The 13448-nt window shown below is 70.4% G+C and carries 14 protein-coding genes; 7 read left to right on the forward strand and 7 right to left on the reverse strand.

Annotated elements, in window-relative coordinates; all coding sequences use genetic code 11:
• Nucleotides 1–6 precede the first annotated feature (6 nt).
• Nucleotides 7–261: a hypothetical protein gene (locus KF837_10540; GenBank protein ID MBX3227745.1), complete on the forward strand. Its 255-nt coding sequence runs from the start codon at nucleotides 7–9 to the stop codon at nucleotides 259–261.
• Nucleotides 262–457: 196 nt separating this feature from the next.
• Here KF837_10540 and KF837_10545 read toward each other — a convergent pair whose 3' ends face one another.
• Complete coding sequence (locus tag KF837_10545) at nucleotides 458–1165, reverse strand: AgmX/PglI C-terminal domain-containing protein (protein MBX3227746.1); 708 nt, start codon at nucleotides 1163–1165, stop codon at nucleotides 458–460.
• The gene (locus KF837_10550) at nucleotides 1162–2724 is read right to left on the reverse strand and encodes an NAD(P)/FAD-dependent oxidoreductase (GenBank protein MBX3227747.1); all 1563 of its coding nucleotides are present in this window, start codon (nucleotides 2722–2724) and stop codon (nucleotides 1162–1164) included. Before KF837_10550 ends, KF837_10545 begins: the two co-directional genes overlap by 4 nt.
• An 86-nt stretch (nucleotides 2725–2810) precedes the next feature.
• Between KF837_10550 and ndk the strand changes: the two genes are divergently transcribed.
• From ndk to KF837_10575, 5 genes are all read left to right on the forward strand, one after another.
• Complete coding sequence (ndk, locus tag KF837_10555; GenBank protein ID MBX3227748.1) at nucleotides 2811–3242, forward strand: nucleoside-diphosphate kinase; 432 nt, start codon at nucleotides 2811–2813, stop codon at nucleotides 3240–3242.
• 9 nt (nucleotides 3243–3251) lie between these two features.
• Complete coding sequence (locus KF837_10560) at nucleotides 3252–4073, forward strand: 2,3,4,5-tetrahydropyridine-2,6-dicarboxylate N-succinyltransferase (protein ID MBX3227749.1); 822 nt, start codon at nucleotides 3252–3254, stop codon at nucleotides 4071–4073.
• The gene (gene dapE / locus KF837_10565) at nucleotides 4070–5155 is read left to right on the forward strand and encodes a succinyl-diaminopimelate desuccinylase (GenBank protein MBX3227750.1); all 1086 of its coding nucleotides are present in this window, start codon (nucleotides 4070–4072) and stop codon (nucleotides 5153–5155) included. Before KF837_10560 ends, dapE begins: the two co-directional genes overlap by 4 nt.
• A 27-nt stretch (nucleotides 5156–5182) precedes the next feature.
• Nucleotides 5183–6064: a hypothetical protein gene (locus tag KF837_10570; protein MBX3227751.1), complete on the forward strand. Its 882-nt coding sequence runs from the start codon at nucleotides 5183–5185 to the stop codon at nucleotides 6062–6064.
• Between the two features lie 195 nt (nucleotides 6065–6259).
• The gene (locus KF837_10575; GenBank protein ID MBX3227752.1) at nucleotides 6260–7060 is read left to right on the forward strand and encodes a HEAT repeat domain-containing protein; all 801 of its coding nucleotides are present in this window, start codon (nucleotides 6260–6262) and stop codon (nucleotides 7058–7060) included.
• Between the two features lie 2 nt (nucleotides 7061–7062).
• On the opposite strand, the gene KF837_10580 is transcribed toward KF837_10575, so the two are convergent.
• Nucleotides 7063–7620, reverse strand: a complete 558-nt coding sequence (locus KF837_10580; GenBank protein ID MBX3227753.1) for a Uma2 family endonuclease — start codon at nucleotides 7618–7620, stop codon at nucleotides 7063–7065.
• Between the two features lie 51 nt (nucleotides 7621–7671).
• On the opposite strand from KF837_10580, the gene alaS reads away from it, so the two are divergent.
• Nucleotides 7672–10422 carry an alanine--tRNA ligase gene (gene alaS, locus KF837_10585; protein ID MBX3227754.1) on the forward strand — a complete coding sequence of 917 codons (2751 nt, stop codon included), beginning with the start codon at nucleotides 7672–7674 and terminating at the stop codon, nucleotides 10420–10422.
• 17 nt (nucleotides 10423–10439) lie between these two features.
• Here alaS and KF837_10590 read toward each other — a convergent pair whose 3' ends face one another.
• From KF837_10590 to KF837_10605, 4 genes are all read right to left on the reverse strand, one after another.
• The gene (locus KF837_10590; protein ID MBX3227755.1) at nucleotides 10440–11228 is read right to left on the reverse strand and encodes a Uma2 family endonuclease; all 789 of its coding nucleotides are present in this window, start codon (nucleotides 11226–11228) and stop codon (nucleotides 10440–10442) included.
• A gap of 19 nt (nucleotides 11229–11247) precedes the next feature.
• Nucleotides 11248–11997 (reverse strand): Uma2 family endonuclease, encoded by a 750-nt coding sequence (locus KF837_10595; protein ID MBX3227756.1) that lies wholly within the window; start codon nucleotides 11995–11997, stop codon nucleotides 11248–11250.
• Nucleotides 11998–12068: 71 nt separating this feature from the next.
• Entirely contained in the window at nucleotides 12069–12527 is a 459-nt protein-coding gene (locus KF837_10600; GenBank protein MBX3227757.1) for a helix-turn-helix transcriptional regulator, read from the reverse strand.
• 99 nt (nucleotides 12528–12626) lie between these two features.
• The gene (locus tag KF837_10605) at nucleotides 12627–13400 is read right to left on the reverse strand and encodes a LexA family transcriptional regulator (GenBank protein ID MBX3227758.1); all 774 of its coding nucleotides are present in this window, start codon (nucleotides 13398–13400) and stop codon (nucleotides 12627–12629) included.
• Nucleotides 13401–13448: the final 48 nt, after the last annotated feature.

The raw sequence follows: 13448 nt of genomic DNA on the forward strand, positions 1-13448 counted from the left end.
ACGAAAATGACGAAGATGCCGAAGGCGCTCCGCGTCCTCGCGCCCGCCCTCGCGCTCGTCCTACCCGCCGCCGCGTGCGCCGACGTGCTCGGCCTCGAACCGCTCATCGAGACTAGCCCCGACGCTGCCAGCCCCGCCGACGCCACACCGGAGCCCACCCCAGACGCCGACACCCCAGCGGAGGCCGCCGCCTCGGACGCCTCGGACGCCGACGCCGCACCGTCCCCGCCCATCGCCGCGGACGCTTCGAACGACGGCTGACTCACGCTCGCCACGCCGCCGCGGACGCCGACGCCGCGCCGGACCGCCGCGGACGCTCGCCGCGTGCGGGAGCTGCCCGTGGCGTCGGACCCGTCGCGACGTCGTGGACACCGGCGTCGTGTCGGAGCCGTTCGTCGCTGTGGACGCCTCGAACGGCCGCGGGCGGCCGAGCCTCGAGCGCGGCGTGAGGCGAGCGCTACTGGCGGACGAACTTGAAAGGGATGTTGATCGTCGTCGGGGAGCCCGGGGCGGGGAAGGTCCAGCTCTTCACCTGGCTCTCGATGCACTTGCCCAGCGCGGGGTCGTCGCCCGAGGACGAGACGCTCGACACCTGGCCGTTCGGCGCGAGGTTCGCGGTGACGGTCACGCTGGCGCTCGACCTCTCGCTCGCGCCGCGCTCCCAGCACGCCCGCTTCACGCCGGCGCGGTGGGCCGCGACGACGCGCTCGACGGCGGCGGCCTCGAGGCCGCGCCAGTGCGGGTCGGGCCCCTGCGCGCAAGAACAGAGCGGGTCGCCGGGGGGACACCGGCACGGCTCCTCTCGGCGTTGCGCCGCGGGGAGCTGGCGGCGGCACTCCAGCAGCTCGGCCGTGCACTTCGCGGCGTTGGCGTCGGCCGCGGCTTGGAGCGCGCTCGTCTGCGCCGACAGAGCGGCCGCGACCTCTCGCTGCGCGCGAAGCTCCTCCTCGAACCGGTCCCGCCCCCGCGCCGCGCTCAACGTCGTGACCGCGGCCGTGATCGCGACGAGGAGCGAGCCCCCGACGGCGAGGAAGAGCGGACGCTGCGACGGCGAGAGGCGCTCCGCGAGCTTGGCGTTCTCCGCGCGCAGCTCCGCGACCTCCTCCTCCGCGCGGCGGACCCTCTCCTGCGCCGCCTGGAGCTCGGAGCGGAACGCGTCGCTCATTCGTGGATCCCGACTTCGGTGCGCTCCAGCGCGAGCTCGAGATCGGCGATCACTCGGCGCGCCGCGTTCAACCCCGCCACGCCGACCACGCCCGCGGCGGGCCCGCAGCCGCGCCCGCACGTGTAGAGGCCGCTCAGCGGCGTGGTCGGCGGGAGCCGATCGCCGAAGAGCGCCGTGTCGTCGACGTGATGGAGATGCCCCCGCGTCACGCCGAAATGCGTCTCGAGCTTCTTCGGATGGAGGAGCACCGTGTCGACGACCGACGCGCGCGCGCCGGGCGCGAACGACTCGAGCGTGTCGAGGAGCGCGCTCGTGAAGCGCTCCTCCTCGCTCGTCCACGTGCTGCCCGCGACGTCGTACGGCACCCACGGCACGAGGAGCGACGCGCTCTCGCGACCGTCGGGATCGCGGATGCTCGGGTCCGCCGCGTTCGGGAACACGAGCTCGATCGGCGTCTCGATCGGGATCCGCCCCGCGTTCGCGTCGGCGAAGGCGCGGCCGAGCGCGCGCACCGCGTCGTCCTCGCCGCCGGGGAGGAGGAGCGTCGTCGCGCGGTGCTGGCCGTTCTCCTCGGGCAGGCACGCGAAGCGCGGGAGCTCCGCGAACGCGACGAGGAGCTTCGCGATCCCGCCCGGGCGCACCCAGGCGTCGATGCGACGCGTGTATTCTGCAGACAAATGGGACGGGCCGACGAGCGCGCGGAGGCGCCACGGGTCGGCGCTCGTGACGACCGCGTTCGCGCGGAGGATGCGGCCGTCCTCGAGCACGACGCCGGTCGCGGCGTTGCCCTCGACGAGGATCTGCGTCACGGCGGTGCCGGTCGCGAAGCGGACGCCCGCCGCCTTGCCCGCGTCGCCGAGCGCGCGCGCGACCGCGGCCATGCCGCCGAGCGGGATCGCGTCGCCGCCGCCCGCGGGCGACGCCGCCGCGTGGCGCACGAGCAAGGACGCGCCGCTGCCCGGCGTGTCCCACGACGCGAACGAGCCGCCGAGCGAGTCCGCCGCGAGCGCCGCCTTCACGAGGCCGCTCTGCACGTTGAAGCGCGCGACGTACTCCGCGAACGTGCCGCGGACGAGGCCGGTGAACGCGTCGCGGAGCTCCGGCCGGATCCAGCGCTCGCGGATCTCCTCGATCGACACCGGCGCCGCGATCCACGCCGTCGCGAGGTCGGAGACGAGCGCGTCGAGCTCGGCGTGCATCGCGTCGAGCGCGTCCGCGTCGCTCGGGTCGGCGGCGCGGAGGCCCGCCGCGCCGGGGCCGGCGAGGAGGTAACGTCCCGGCGTCGTCGTCGGCACGAAGAGCGCGGGATCGCGCGGCGCGAGCGGGAGCGTGACGCCGAGCTGCGCCGCGAGCGCGCCCGGGACGAAGCCCACGCGGTGCGCGCCGGTGAAGGTGGGGAGGCGCGGCGCCTTCGCGAACGGGAACTCGGTGCGATGGATGCCGCCGACGATCTGCTTGTCGTCGAGGACCTGGACCGTGAGGCCCGAGCGGCAGAGGAAGAGCGCGCAAGCCAGGCCGTTCAAGCCTCCGCCGACGATGAGCACGTCCGGCTGCTGCATCCCTCACGGAGTATCACGTCTTGCAGTTTTTCGCGGCCGATCCTAAAGGGTTGCCCGCGACTCTTACTCAGACTCAGGAGCCCCCTATGGCCGTCGAACGCACGCTGTCGATCATCAAGCCGGACGCCGTCGAGAAGAAGAAGGCCGGCGCGATCCTCGCACTCCTCGAGGAGTCGGGGTTCAACATCCTCGCGTGCAAGCGCGTGCACCTCTCGAAGGAGGTCGCGGAGGGCTTCTACGCCGTCCACAAGGCGCGCCCCTTCTTCGGCGAGCTCGTGCAGTTCATGACCCGCTCGCCGGTGTTCGTCGCCGTGCTCGAGCGTGAGGACGCCGTCCTACAGTACCGCAAGGTCATGGGCGCCACCGATCCGGCGAAGGCCGACGCGGGCACGATCCGCAAGCTCTACGGCGCGAACGTCGGCGAGAACGCGTGCCACGGCTCCGACTCGCTCGAGAACGCGCAGATCGAGATCGCCTACTTCTTCCCCGCGTCCGAAGTCTCCCCCAAGGCCGGCTGAGGCATCCTCATGGAAGAGCGCGCTCTCGTCGAGGCGGCATTCGCCGATCGTTCCAAGCTGAAGGATCCGGCCCATGCCGCCGCGGTGGAGCGCGTCATCGCGCTGCTCGATCGCGGTGAGCTCCGCGTCGCGTCGCCGCCGGCCGAAGAGGGGGGCGAGTGGACGACGCACGCGTGGGTGAAGCAGGCCATCCTGCTCTACTTCGGCGTCCGCGGCATGGAGACGATGAGCGTGGGACCCTTCGAGTTCCACGACAAGATCCCGCTGAAGAAGGACCTCGCGAGCCAGAACGTCCGCGTCGTCCCGCCGGGCGTCATCCGCTACGGCGCGTTCTGCGAGCCGGGCGTGATCGTGATGCCGGGCTACGTGAACATCGGCGCGCGCGTCGGCGCCGGCACGATGGTCGACACCTGGGCCACCGTCGGCTCGTGCGCGCAGATCGGCGCGGGCGTGCACCTCTCGGGCGGCGTCGGCATCGGCGGCGTGCTCGAGCCCCCCGGCGCGCGCCCCGTCATCGTGGAGGACGGCGCGTTCATCGGATCGCGCGTCGTCATCGTCGAGGGCTTCCACATCGGCAAGGAGGCCGTCATCGGCACCGGCGTGTCGCTCACCGCGTCGACGCCGGTGTACGACGTGACCGGGAGCGAGGTCGTGGAGCACCGCGGGAAGGTGCCGGCGCGCTCGGTCGTCATCCCCGGCACGCGCACGAAGAAGTTCCCCGCCGGCGAGTTCCAGATCCCGTGCGCGCTCATCATCGGCAAGCGCAGCGAGAGCACCGACAAGAAGACGAGCCTGAACGACGCCCTCCGCGACTTCGCTGTTCCGGTATGACGAGAGAGGTCGAGTCGCTCGACGCGACGCTGCTCTGGCTCTGCGCGATCCCTTCGCCGATCGGCGAGGAGAAGGAGCTCTGCGACGCGGTCGCCGAGCGCCTCGCGCGGCAGGAGCTCGCCGGTCCCATCCGCCGCTACAACGACTCGATCGTCGTCCCGGTCCTGCGGAAGAAGCAAGCGGGCCGGCCGCACGTCGCGCTGGTGGGCCACCTCGACACCGTGCGCACGGAGAACGGCCCCGCGCGAGCGGAGGGCGGCCGCATCTACGGCGCGGGCGCGGCGGACATGAAGGCGGGGCTCGCGGTGATGATCGTCCTCGCCGAGACGGCGTCGGTGACGGAGCTCGTCGCGTGCGACCTCACGCTCGTCTTCTATGCGCGCGAGGAGGGTCCGTACCTCGAGAACGAGCTCGGGCCGGTGCTCGAAAAGGACGACGACCTCAAGACGGTGGACCTCGCGATCTGCCTCGAGCCCTCCGACAACAAGCTGCACCTCGGCTGCTGCGGCGCGATCCACGCGACGGTCACGTTCCAGGGCCGCACCGCGCACTCGGCGCGTCCGTGGGAGGGCGACAACGCGGTGGTGAAGGCGGCGGGCCTGCTCGATCGCCTCGCGAAGCTCGAGCCGATCGCGCACGAGATCGACGGTCACGTCTACAAGACGGTGACGACGGTGACCCTCGCGAACGGCGGCCGCGGCAAGAACATCGTGCCCGACACGTTCGTGTTGAACCTCAACCATCGCTTCGCGCCGAGCACGTCGTCCGAGCAGGCCCAGGCGGACCTCCGCGCGCTGATCGGCGAGGGCCCGAAGGTCGAGATCACGGACGTCTCGCCCGCCGCGCTCCCGAACGCGAGCCACCCGCTCGTCCAGAAGCTCGTCGCGGCGGGCGTCCGCGGGGTGGAGCCGAAGCAGGCGTGGACGGACGTGGGCCGGTTCGCCGCCCTCGGCGTCCCCGCCGTCAACTTCGGACCGGGCGAAAATGCGCAGGCGCACCAGAAGAACGAGTCGACCGATACGAAGCTGGTCTTCGAGGGCTATCGCATCCTGCTGGGGTGGCTTCTCGGCATGTCGGGCTGACGGAAATCGAGTAGCCTGCGCTCGCGCATGAACTCGGTGATGCGGGGGGCGGCGGTCGTCGTCGCGCTGATGCTCGTCGTGAGCTGCACCCGCGTCTCCAAGCAACCGGAGGACGCGGGGGTGGACGCGGGCGTCGTGGAGGCGCTCGACGCCGCGATCGTCCCGGCCCCGGTCATGCTGGCGACCAACCAGGGCGACATCGCGCGGTTCCCCGACGAGACGCCGATCGCGTCGACCCGCCATACGGCTCAGCGCACGTTCAGTGTGCGTGAAGCGCCGCCGTCCGGCGCCATCGTCGGCCCCCTCGCGAAGGGCACGGAGGTCACCCAGATCGCCTCGCGTGGAGCGTTCGTGCTGATCATTTACGAGAAGACGCCGGGGACCCAGGTGATGGGGTGGGTCCACAAGGACGTCTTCAGCGCGTCGATCCCGGACGCGGGCGTGCTCGCCTGCGCTCCCGGCGAGACGGCGGTCATCAGCGACGGCCTCGCCTGTGGGAAACTCTGCACGGCGGACGCGGAGTGCGCGACCGGCCAGGCCTGCAGCGGCAGCGCGAACAAGGTCCTCCCCGGCAACAAGCCCGGCGAGGCGGTGAAGGTGTGCACGCCGTTCGTCGCGCACGACGCGGGCGCGGGGTCGGCGCCTGACGCGGGAAAACCCGCGGTCGCCGCCGAGGCGGGCGTTCCCGGCCCGCCGGTGAATTCCGCGAGCCCGGACGTCGTCCCAGTCCTTGCCGTGGGGACGACCAAGTGTCCCGCGACGTTCGTGTTCGTCCCGAAGACGGGCAAGTGTCATCGACCGTGCCCGAAGGGGCCCGCCGGCGGCGAGTGCAAGAACCAGCCGTTCTTCTGCATCAAGTGCAACGACAAGGACCTGGTCTGCGCCGAGTCCCAGCAGTGCACCAAGTGACGCCCTCCGCCCGTCGGGATAGCGCCACGATGGAGGTGTTGTGGGTGTTCAAACGACGCCTAAAAAACAGGTGTTTTGGATCAGAACTTCAGCTACGAAAAATGGACAGCGTCGTCTAACGAGCTCGCTGTCAAAGGCTCGGAGGCTAACCGGGTGCACGCGCGTTCTCTCGTGAAGCAAGCGGTTGGTGCAGCGATGATCATCGCTGCTCTGACGACGACCGTTCATTCGGTCGCGTTGGACCGTGAGCTCACGGAGTCGGCCGACTTCCGCGTTCGCGTGCAGGCGGCGCTTCGGCTCGCGAAGGCGGGCGCGTCGTCGCGTCCGGATCTCGAGGCGGGGCTGAAGGACTCGCACCCCGCGGTGCGCATCGCGTGCGCGGGCGGCCTCAAGGACATCGGCGACGCCGCCGCGATCCCCGCCCTCACGCGCGCGCTCAGCGGCGAGTCGTACGCCGGCGCGAAGACGACGATGCAGGACGCGATCGACAAGCTGAAGGCGGGCGGCGCGGTGAAGCAGCCCGGCGGCAACACGTCGCTCGCGGGCGCGCACTACGTCGTGCAGCTCGGGGCGATGAAGAACGTGTCGGGCTCGCGCGGCGACGACCTCGACGCGATCATGCGCTCCGCCGCGCGCGCGAAGGCGGGCTCGATCAAGCACGCGGTCGTCATCGACGGCTCCGATCCGGGCGTCCTCAAGCGCGCGACGGCGGCGAACATCCCGGTCCTCCAGATCGACGGCAACCTCACGAAGCTCACGTCGTCGAAGGGCACCGACGGCGCGACGGTCGTGAGCGCGAAGGTCGACATGTCCGTCCGCAAGCTGCCGGCGCAGACGCTCAAGGGCACCGTGAGCGGCAACGCATCGGGCAGCGCCGGCTCGAGCCGCGGCACGAGCGATCAGGGGATCCGCGAGCTCCAGAACCGCGTCGTCGGCGGCGCCGTCGAGAGCGCCGTCGGCTCGATGGGCAACGAGCTCGCGAGCCTCTCGAAGTAAGGTCAGACCCACCATCCGGCGACGTCGAGCGGCACCGCGTCGAACGGCTCGATGCGCGCCTCGCTCTCGTCGCCATAGGTCGCGAGCTCGAGCCATTGGCCGTTCGTGAGGCGATAGACCGTGAGCGTCCGCGCCTCGAGGTCGACGATCCAATGATGCTTGACGCCGATCTTGGCGTAGTAGGGCTTCTTGATGAGGAGGTTGTGGCGGCGTGTCGTGGGCGAGAGGATTTCGCAGACCCAGTCGGGCACGACCGAGATCGCCGAATCGCGCGGCAGCTCGGGCATCCGCTCCTTCCGCCAGCCCGCGATGTCCGGGGAAATCTCGGGCGTGCCGGGGAGCTCGATTCCGGGCTCGATCAGGAGCCACCAGCCGCCCGGCCCGCCACGACCTTTGCCGAACGGATTCTTGAGGTCACCGCCGATCTCGAGTCCCAGCGCCTGATGCGGCCCGCGCGGCCGCGTCATCGTGTAGAGCACGCCCTCGATGATCTCGCCCTTGATCCCGGGCGGCAGCGCGTCGAGGTCGGCGAGGGTGGGGATCCTCGGTGCCTTCGCCATCGCCTCTGAAGCGTAGCACGCGGCAAAGTGGTAAGAATCGGGCCCTCGGTCATGAGCAAAGTCGCGTCGGAAGTCCGTTCGTCGTTCCTCGATTACTTCAAGCGTCAGGGGCACGAGGTCGTCGCCTCGTCGTCGCTCGTTCCGCAGAACGATCCCACCCTCATGTTCGCCAACGCCGGCATGGTCCAGTTCAAAGACGTGTTCACCGGTCAGGACCGCCGTCCGTACACGCGCGCCACGTCGAGCCAGAAGTGCATCCGCATCTCGGGCAAGCACAACGACCTCGAGAACGTCGGCGTCACCGCGCGCCATCACACGTTCTTCGAGATGCTCGGCAACTTCTCGTTCGGCGACTACTTCAAGGAGGACGCGATCGCGTTCTCGTGGGAGCTCGTCACGAAGGAGTGGGGCATCTCGCCGAACAAGCTCGTCGCGACGGTGTTCGGCGGCGCCGAGGGCGTCCCGGCCGACGACGAGGCGCGGGCGATCTGGAAGAAGGTGACGGGCTGGGGCGACGACCGCGTGCTCGGCATCCCCGGCGTGCCGGGCGACAACTTCTGGCAGATGGGCGAGACCGGTCCGTGCGGCCCCTCGACCGAGCTCCACTTCTTCACCGGCGACGGCGAGACGAACATCGCGTCGTTCGGCGAAGAGCCCACGCCCGACGGCAAGGGCTGGATGGAGATCTGGAACCTCGTCTTCATGCAGTTCGATCGCGCGGGCTCGGAGGCGGCGGGCTACACGCTGGCGCCGCTCCCGAAGCCGTGCGTCGACACCGGCGCGGGCCTCGAGCGCGTGACGAGCGTGCTCCAGGGCAAGACGAGCAACTACGAGACGGACCTCCTCCGCGCGCTCGTCGACAAGGCGGCGGTGATCGCGAAGAAGCCGTACGGCGGCACGCAAGCGGACGACGACGTCTCGATGCGTGTCATCGCCGACCACGCGCGCCTCACCGCGTTCCTCATCGCGGAGGGGATCCAGCCCGACCGCGCCGGCCGCCCGTACGTGCTCCGCCGCGTGATGCGCCGCGCGATCCGCCACGGCCACCGCCTCGGGATCAAGGAGCCGTTCCTGCACGAGGTCGCGCTCGAAGTCGTGAGCACGATGGGCGATCAGTACCCCGAGCTCCGCGAGCGCCAGGCGCTCATCGCGAGCGTCGCGGAGCAAGAGGAGGTCCGCTTCCGCGAGACGATCGACCGCGGTCTCAAGATCCTCGACGACGAGGTGGCGCGCCTCACGAGCGCGGGCCAGTCCACGATCCCGGGCAAGGTCGTCTTCGATCTCGAGGCGACCTACGGGTTCCCGAACGACCTCACCGACGTCATCGCGCGCGAGCGTCGGGTCCACATCGACTACGCGGGCTACAAGGACGAGCTCGAGAAGCACAAGAAGCTCTCCGAGGGCTCGAAGGTCGGCGACGAAGCGGTCGGCGACGTGTGGCGCCACGCGCAGCAGGCGCTCCGCGACGCGGCGGGCGGCAGCGACTCCGCGGCGGTGAAGTTCACCGGCTACGAGCGCGAAGAAGGGGAGGGGCGCGTCCTCTTCCTCGCCCACGGCGCCGAGCGCGCGACGACGGCGACGAAACACGCGAAGCAGGGCGAGAAGGTCGCGGTCGTCGTCGACGAGACGCCGTTCTACGGCGAGTCGGGCGGGCAGGTCGGCGACCGCGGCGTCATCAAGACGAAGTCGGGCGGCAAGGTCCGCGTCGACGACACGCTGAAGCCGCTCACCGGCCTCGTCGTCCACGTCGGCGAGGTCGTCCTTGGCGAGATCCTCGAGGGCGACGCGGTGAAGCTCGAGGTCGATCACGCCGCGCGCACGGCGACGCGGCGCAACCACTCCGCGACGCACCTCCTCCACTGGGCGCTGCGCAAGGTCGTCGGCGAGAGCGCGCAGCAGAAGGGCTCGCTCGTCGCGCCCGATCGCCTTCGCTTCGACTACTCCTCCGGCAAGCCGCTCACGGCGGAGCAGATCCAGCAGATCGAGGACCTCGTGAACGAGAAGATCCTCCTCGACGCGCCGGTGCTCACGGAGGTGCTCCCGCAGGCGGAGGCGAAGAAGCGCGGAGCGATGGCGATCTTCGAGGAGAAGTACGGCGACGTCGTGCGCGTCCTCACGATGACGAAGGACTCGGTCGAGCTCTGCGGCGGCACGCACGCGCGCGCGCTCGGCGAGATCGGCATGTTCAAGATCCTCTCCGACAACGGCATCGCCGCGGGCGTCCGTCGCGTCGAGGCCGCGACGGGCCTCAACGCGCTCAAGTACGTGCGCGATCTCGAGGGCACGATGCGTCAGGCGGCGAGCCTCGTGAAGGCGGCGCCGAGCGAGCTGCCGGAGAAGATCGAGCGCCTCCTCGCCGACGCGAAGAAGCTCGACAAGGAGCTCGCGGAGGCGAAGCGCAAGGCGGCGATGGGCGGCGGCGGCAACGGCGGCGCCGGCGGCGGGCTCGACACGTGGGTGCAGAGTGCACGCACCACCTCCTTCGGCAAGGTGCTCTCGCTGAAGCTCGACGTCCCCGACAACGCGATGCTGCGCGAGGTGGCGGAGAAGCTGCGCGACAAGCTCGGCGAGTCGGTCGTCCTCGTCGGCTCGGTCGCGGGCCCGAAGGCGATGCTGGTCCTCACCGTCTCGAAGGCGCTGACGCAGCAGTTCAAGGCCGGCGATCTCATCCGCCCCATCGCCCAGATCCTCGGCGGCTCCGGCGGCGGCCGCCCCGACATGGCCCAAGCCGGCGGCACGGAGGTCGGCAAGATCGATGAAGCCCTCGGCAAGCTCTACGAGCTCGTCGGCGCCGCGGGCTGAGTCCGCCTCGGCGGCTCTTATTTCTTCTTGAGCGCCTCGAGCTCGGCGCGCAGCTTCGCGTTCTCGGCCTCGACCTCCTCGCGCCGTCGCGCCTCTTCTTCACGCCGGCGTGCCTCTTCCTCGGCGCGTGTTTGGGCCTGCTCGAGCATGTCTTCGAGGCGCGAGATGAGCTCTTCGCTCTCGAGGAGCATCGCGGAGCCGGCGTAGAACCGGAGGCGGTCCTTCTGGACCTGCACCTCGAGCCCGAGCACGTTCGACGCGTAGAGGCCCGCTTGCGGGACGATGGGGGTGTAGGTCGTCGCGCTCGGCGTCGAGAGCCGATAGGCGAAGAGGCTGTTCTTGCTTCGGTCGTAGAGGAAGTACTCGGGAATACCGAGCTGGGCATACCGAACGACGTTGCGCTCTGCGTCCTTCTTCCGATCTCCGCCGACGTGGACTTCCATCACCCAGTCGAGACCGCGCCCCTCGGCGCTCACGATCCACTTGTCGCGATCGTGGTCCTCGACGTCCAGCACCGCGAGGAGATCCGGCGCGAACCGTGGAGCGTTCGGGTAGTACACCGGCAGCTCCGCGGCCAGGTACACACGACGCTTCGCGCTCGAGAAGTAGCTGCGGAGCGCGCCGAGCGTCTTCGTCTTCGCCTTGAAGTGCCGATCTCCCTCCGGCGGCGTCATCTCGGCGTCGGTCACCTCGCCCGGCAACGCTGCGACGACCGCCGCGCGCTCGGTCGACGAGAGCGCGTCCCACTCCTCCTGCGTCGGAGCCATCGGGAACCCGGCGGGGCTCAGGCGAATGGGGAGCGTCATCCGACGAGCGTACCAGCGCTCAGGCGTCGGGATCGACGCCCAGCGCACGGAGCTTCGCGGCGAGCTGGTCTGCGCGCTGCTTCTCGGTCTCTGCGCGCTGCTTCTCGGTCTCTGCGCGCTGCTTCTCGGTCTCTGCGCGCTCCGCGCCGGTCGGGATGAGGTTTCCTTCGAGGTCGGTCCAGCGCAGCCAACGCTCGCGGATACCCTCGAGCTCGCCCTCCCAGACGACGAGGCCGAGCCCGATCTTCTCGAAGCGAGCGGCCGGATGCATCACGTACGTGACGCCGTCGAGCGCGAAGGCGCTCAGCTCCTGTTTCGAGAGCTTCTTGAGCGGGTCGAAGACGACGTAGTGCGCGACGCGCATGCGCTCGTAGTCGCGGAGCTTGGCGCTCAGCTCGTCGCCTTCGGTGTCGGAGACGATCTCGATCGCGATGTCGGGCGGCTTGCCGAACTCCCAGATGAAGTACGACCGGAGGCGATCGGGACCCGTGAGCGCGGGCGGATCGACGTCGAGGCTCAGGAAGACGTCCGGCACGATCGCGGGGTTGCGAGCGACCGCGAAGACGCCGACGTTCATCGCGGCGAGGAAGCGGCGTCCCTCCGGCGGCGTCCAGCTCTCGTAGAGCGTCGCGGTGAGGAGGCGCATCTGCTTCTCGGAGAGGAAGCTGTCCACCGGTTTTCCGTCCTCGGTGATGAGGTGGCTGACGTCGGGCGCGGGCGGCAGCCACGCGTCATCGGGGGTCGACCCAGGCTTCGCGTGTTGAGCCATGACTCGAGGATACCGCACCGCGGACGTCGAGGATACGCGACGCCGTTCGCGCACCCGCGCATGAGGAAGGGCTACGTCTTCGCGAGGCGGGTCAGGATCGCGGCGTAGCTGCGGACGGCGTCGATGCGGTCGTCGAGCGACGCGCTCTCGTCCGTCGCCTTCGCCGCGAGCGCGCGCAGCTCGACGCGCTCACCACGCGTCGGTCGTCGAGCCGCTCTCGCCGCGGCCGCGCGCGCGCCCGCCGTCTTCGCGTTCGACCCGCCGGCCTTGACGCTCGGCGGTCGGCCGACGCGCACGCTGCGCTCGATCGGCGCGCGAAAGAGCTCGAGCACCGGCACTCCGAGCGCAGTGGCGAATCGGCCGAGCGTCGAGAGCGTCGGGTTCGCGACGCCCTGCTCGACGTGCGCGTAGTTCCCGACCTCCACGCCGATCCGTTCCGCGAGCGCTTCCTGCGTGAGGCCTTGCTCGCGGCGAAGCTCGCGCAGTCGCGCGCCGACGGCGCGACACAGCTGGTCGTCCCGGCGAGCCATCGCTCCGAAATCGCTCGTCGCGGCTCGTCAAAACAGAGTGGCATATGACTACATGCGCTCGTCCTCGCGCTGCCCCACTCCACGTCTTCGGCGACGTCCTCAGCGAGGGGCCGGCTCCGGCGGCGCCAGCACGGAGACGAGCTCGGCGATGATGCGAAGGTCGCCGTTGCGGTCGTCGATGACGATCGGCGGAAAGTCCGGGTTGAGCGAGCGCAGCGTGATCCGCCGCGAGTCGTCGCGTCGCTTCTTCGCCTCGATCTGTTTCAGGGCGAACGGTCCTTCGAGCCCCTCCTCCTCGATCGCGCTGTGCGCCACGAGGAAGATGCGATCGCGGTACGGCTGCGGTCCCGGCGGTCCGAAGAGGCAGATCGCGCCGTCGGGGACGCGCGGCTCCATCGATCGTCCCTCGATCGAGGCGACGAACTGTCCCTTCGGCGGCTCTCCTCGGCGGTTCAGCGTCACCCATCCGAGGGCCTCGACGGAGCGGGCGGACCCGAACGCCGAGCCGGCGGCGGCGCGGATCGTGGTGAGCGGCACCGCGGCGATCGATCGGCGCCCGGGCGCGCTCGCGGCTCGCACGCGGTACCCGGCGGCCTCGAGGCGCGCGATGGCGGCCGGCACCACGGCCGTGGCGCCGGTGTCTCGCTCCGCGGCCGCGACGCCGAGGAGCGTGCCGGGTGTCGTCTCGAGCGCGACGGCGATGCGTTCCAGCGTCGCGAGCGTGAGGTTCTGCGCCCCGGACTCGATCCGCTGCACGTTCTTCGTCGCCAGCTCGAGCCGCTCCGCGAGCGCCTCCTGCGTCAGCCCGAGCGCTCGACGCCGCGCCGCGATCGCACGAGCGACGCGATAAATCAGGCCTTCGGAGCTGGGCACGCGCACGCGAACGAGTTGGGCGCGAATGAAGGTACCTTGACCACCATC

This window comes from Labilithrix sp. (assembly GCA_019637155.1).
In the GTDB taxonomy this organism is placed as follows: domain Bacteria; phylum Myxococcota_A; class Polyangia; order Polyangiales; family Polyangiaceae; genus Labilithrix.

Excerpts from the sequence above, each read along its gene's own strand:
- KF837_10540 (MBX3227745.1), top strand. The coding sequence starts at position 7 with ATGACGAAGATGCCGAAGGCGCTCCGCGTCCTCGCGCCCGCCCTCGCG.
- KF837_10545 (MBX3227746.1), bottom strand. The coding sequence starts at position 1,165 with ATGAGCGACGCGTTCCGCTCCGAGCTCCAGGCGGCGCAGGAGAGGGTC.
- KF837_10550 (MBX3227747.1), bottom strand. The coding sequence starts at position 2,724 with ATGCAGCAGCCGGACGTGCTCATCGTCGGCGGAGGCTTGAACGGCCTG.
- ndk (MBX3227748.1), top strand. The coding sequence starts at position 2,811 with ATGGCCGTCGAACGCACGCTGTCGATCATCAAGCCGGACGCCGTCGAG.
- KF837_10560 (MBX3227749.1), top strand. The coding sequence starts at position 3,252 with ATGGAAGAGCGCGCTCTCGTCGAGGCGGCATTCGCCGATCGTTCCAAG.
- dapE (MBX3227750.1), top strand. The coding sequence starts at position 4,070 with ATGACGAGAGAGGTCGAGTCGCTCGACGCGACGCTGCTCTGGCTCTGC.
- KF837_10570 (MBX3227751.1), top strand. The coding sequence starts at position 5,183 with ATGAACTCGGTGATGCGGGGGGCGGCGGTCGTCGTCGCGCTGATGCTC.
- KF837_10575 (MBX3227752.1), top strand. The coding sequence starts at position 6,260 with ATGATCATCGCTGCTCTGACGACGACCGTTCATTCGGTCGCGTTGGAC.
- KF837_10580 (MBX3227753.1), bottom strand. The coding sequence starts at position 7,620 with ATGGCGAAGGCACCGAGGATCCCCACCCTCGCCGACCTCGACGCGCTG.
- alaS (MBX3227754.1), top strand. The coding sequence starts at position 7,672 with ATGAGCAAAGTCGCGTCGGAAGTCCGTTCGTCGTTCCTCGATTACTTC.
- KF837_10590 (MBX3227755.1), bottom strand. The coding sequence starts at position 11,228 with ATGACGCTCCCCATTCGCCTGAGCCCCGCCGGGTTCCCGATGGCTCCG.
- KF837_10595 (MBX3227756.1), bottom strand. The coding sequence starts at position 11,997 with ATGGCTCAACACGCGAAGCCTGGGTCGACCCCCGATGACGCGTGGCTG.
- KF837_10600 (MBX3227757.1), bottom strand. The coding sequence starts at position 12,527 with ATGGCTCGCCGGGACGACCAGCTGTGTCGCGCCGTCGGCGCGCGACTG.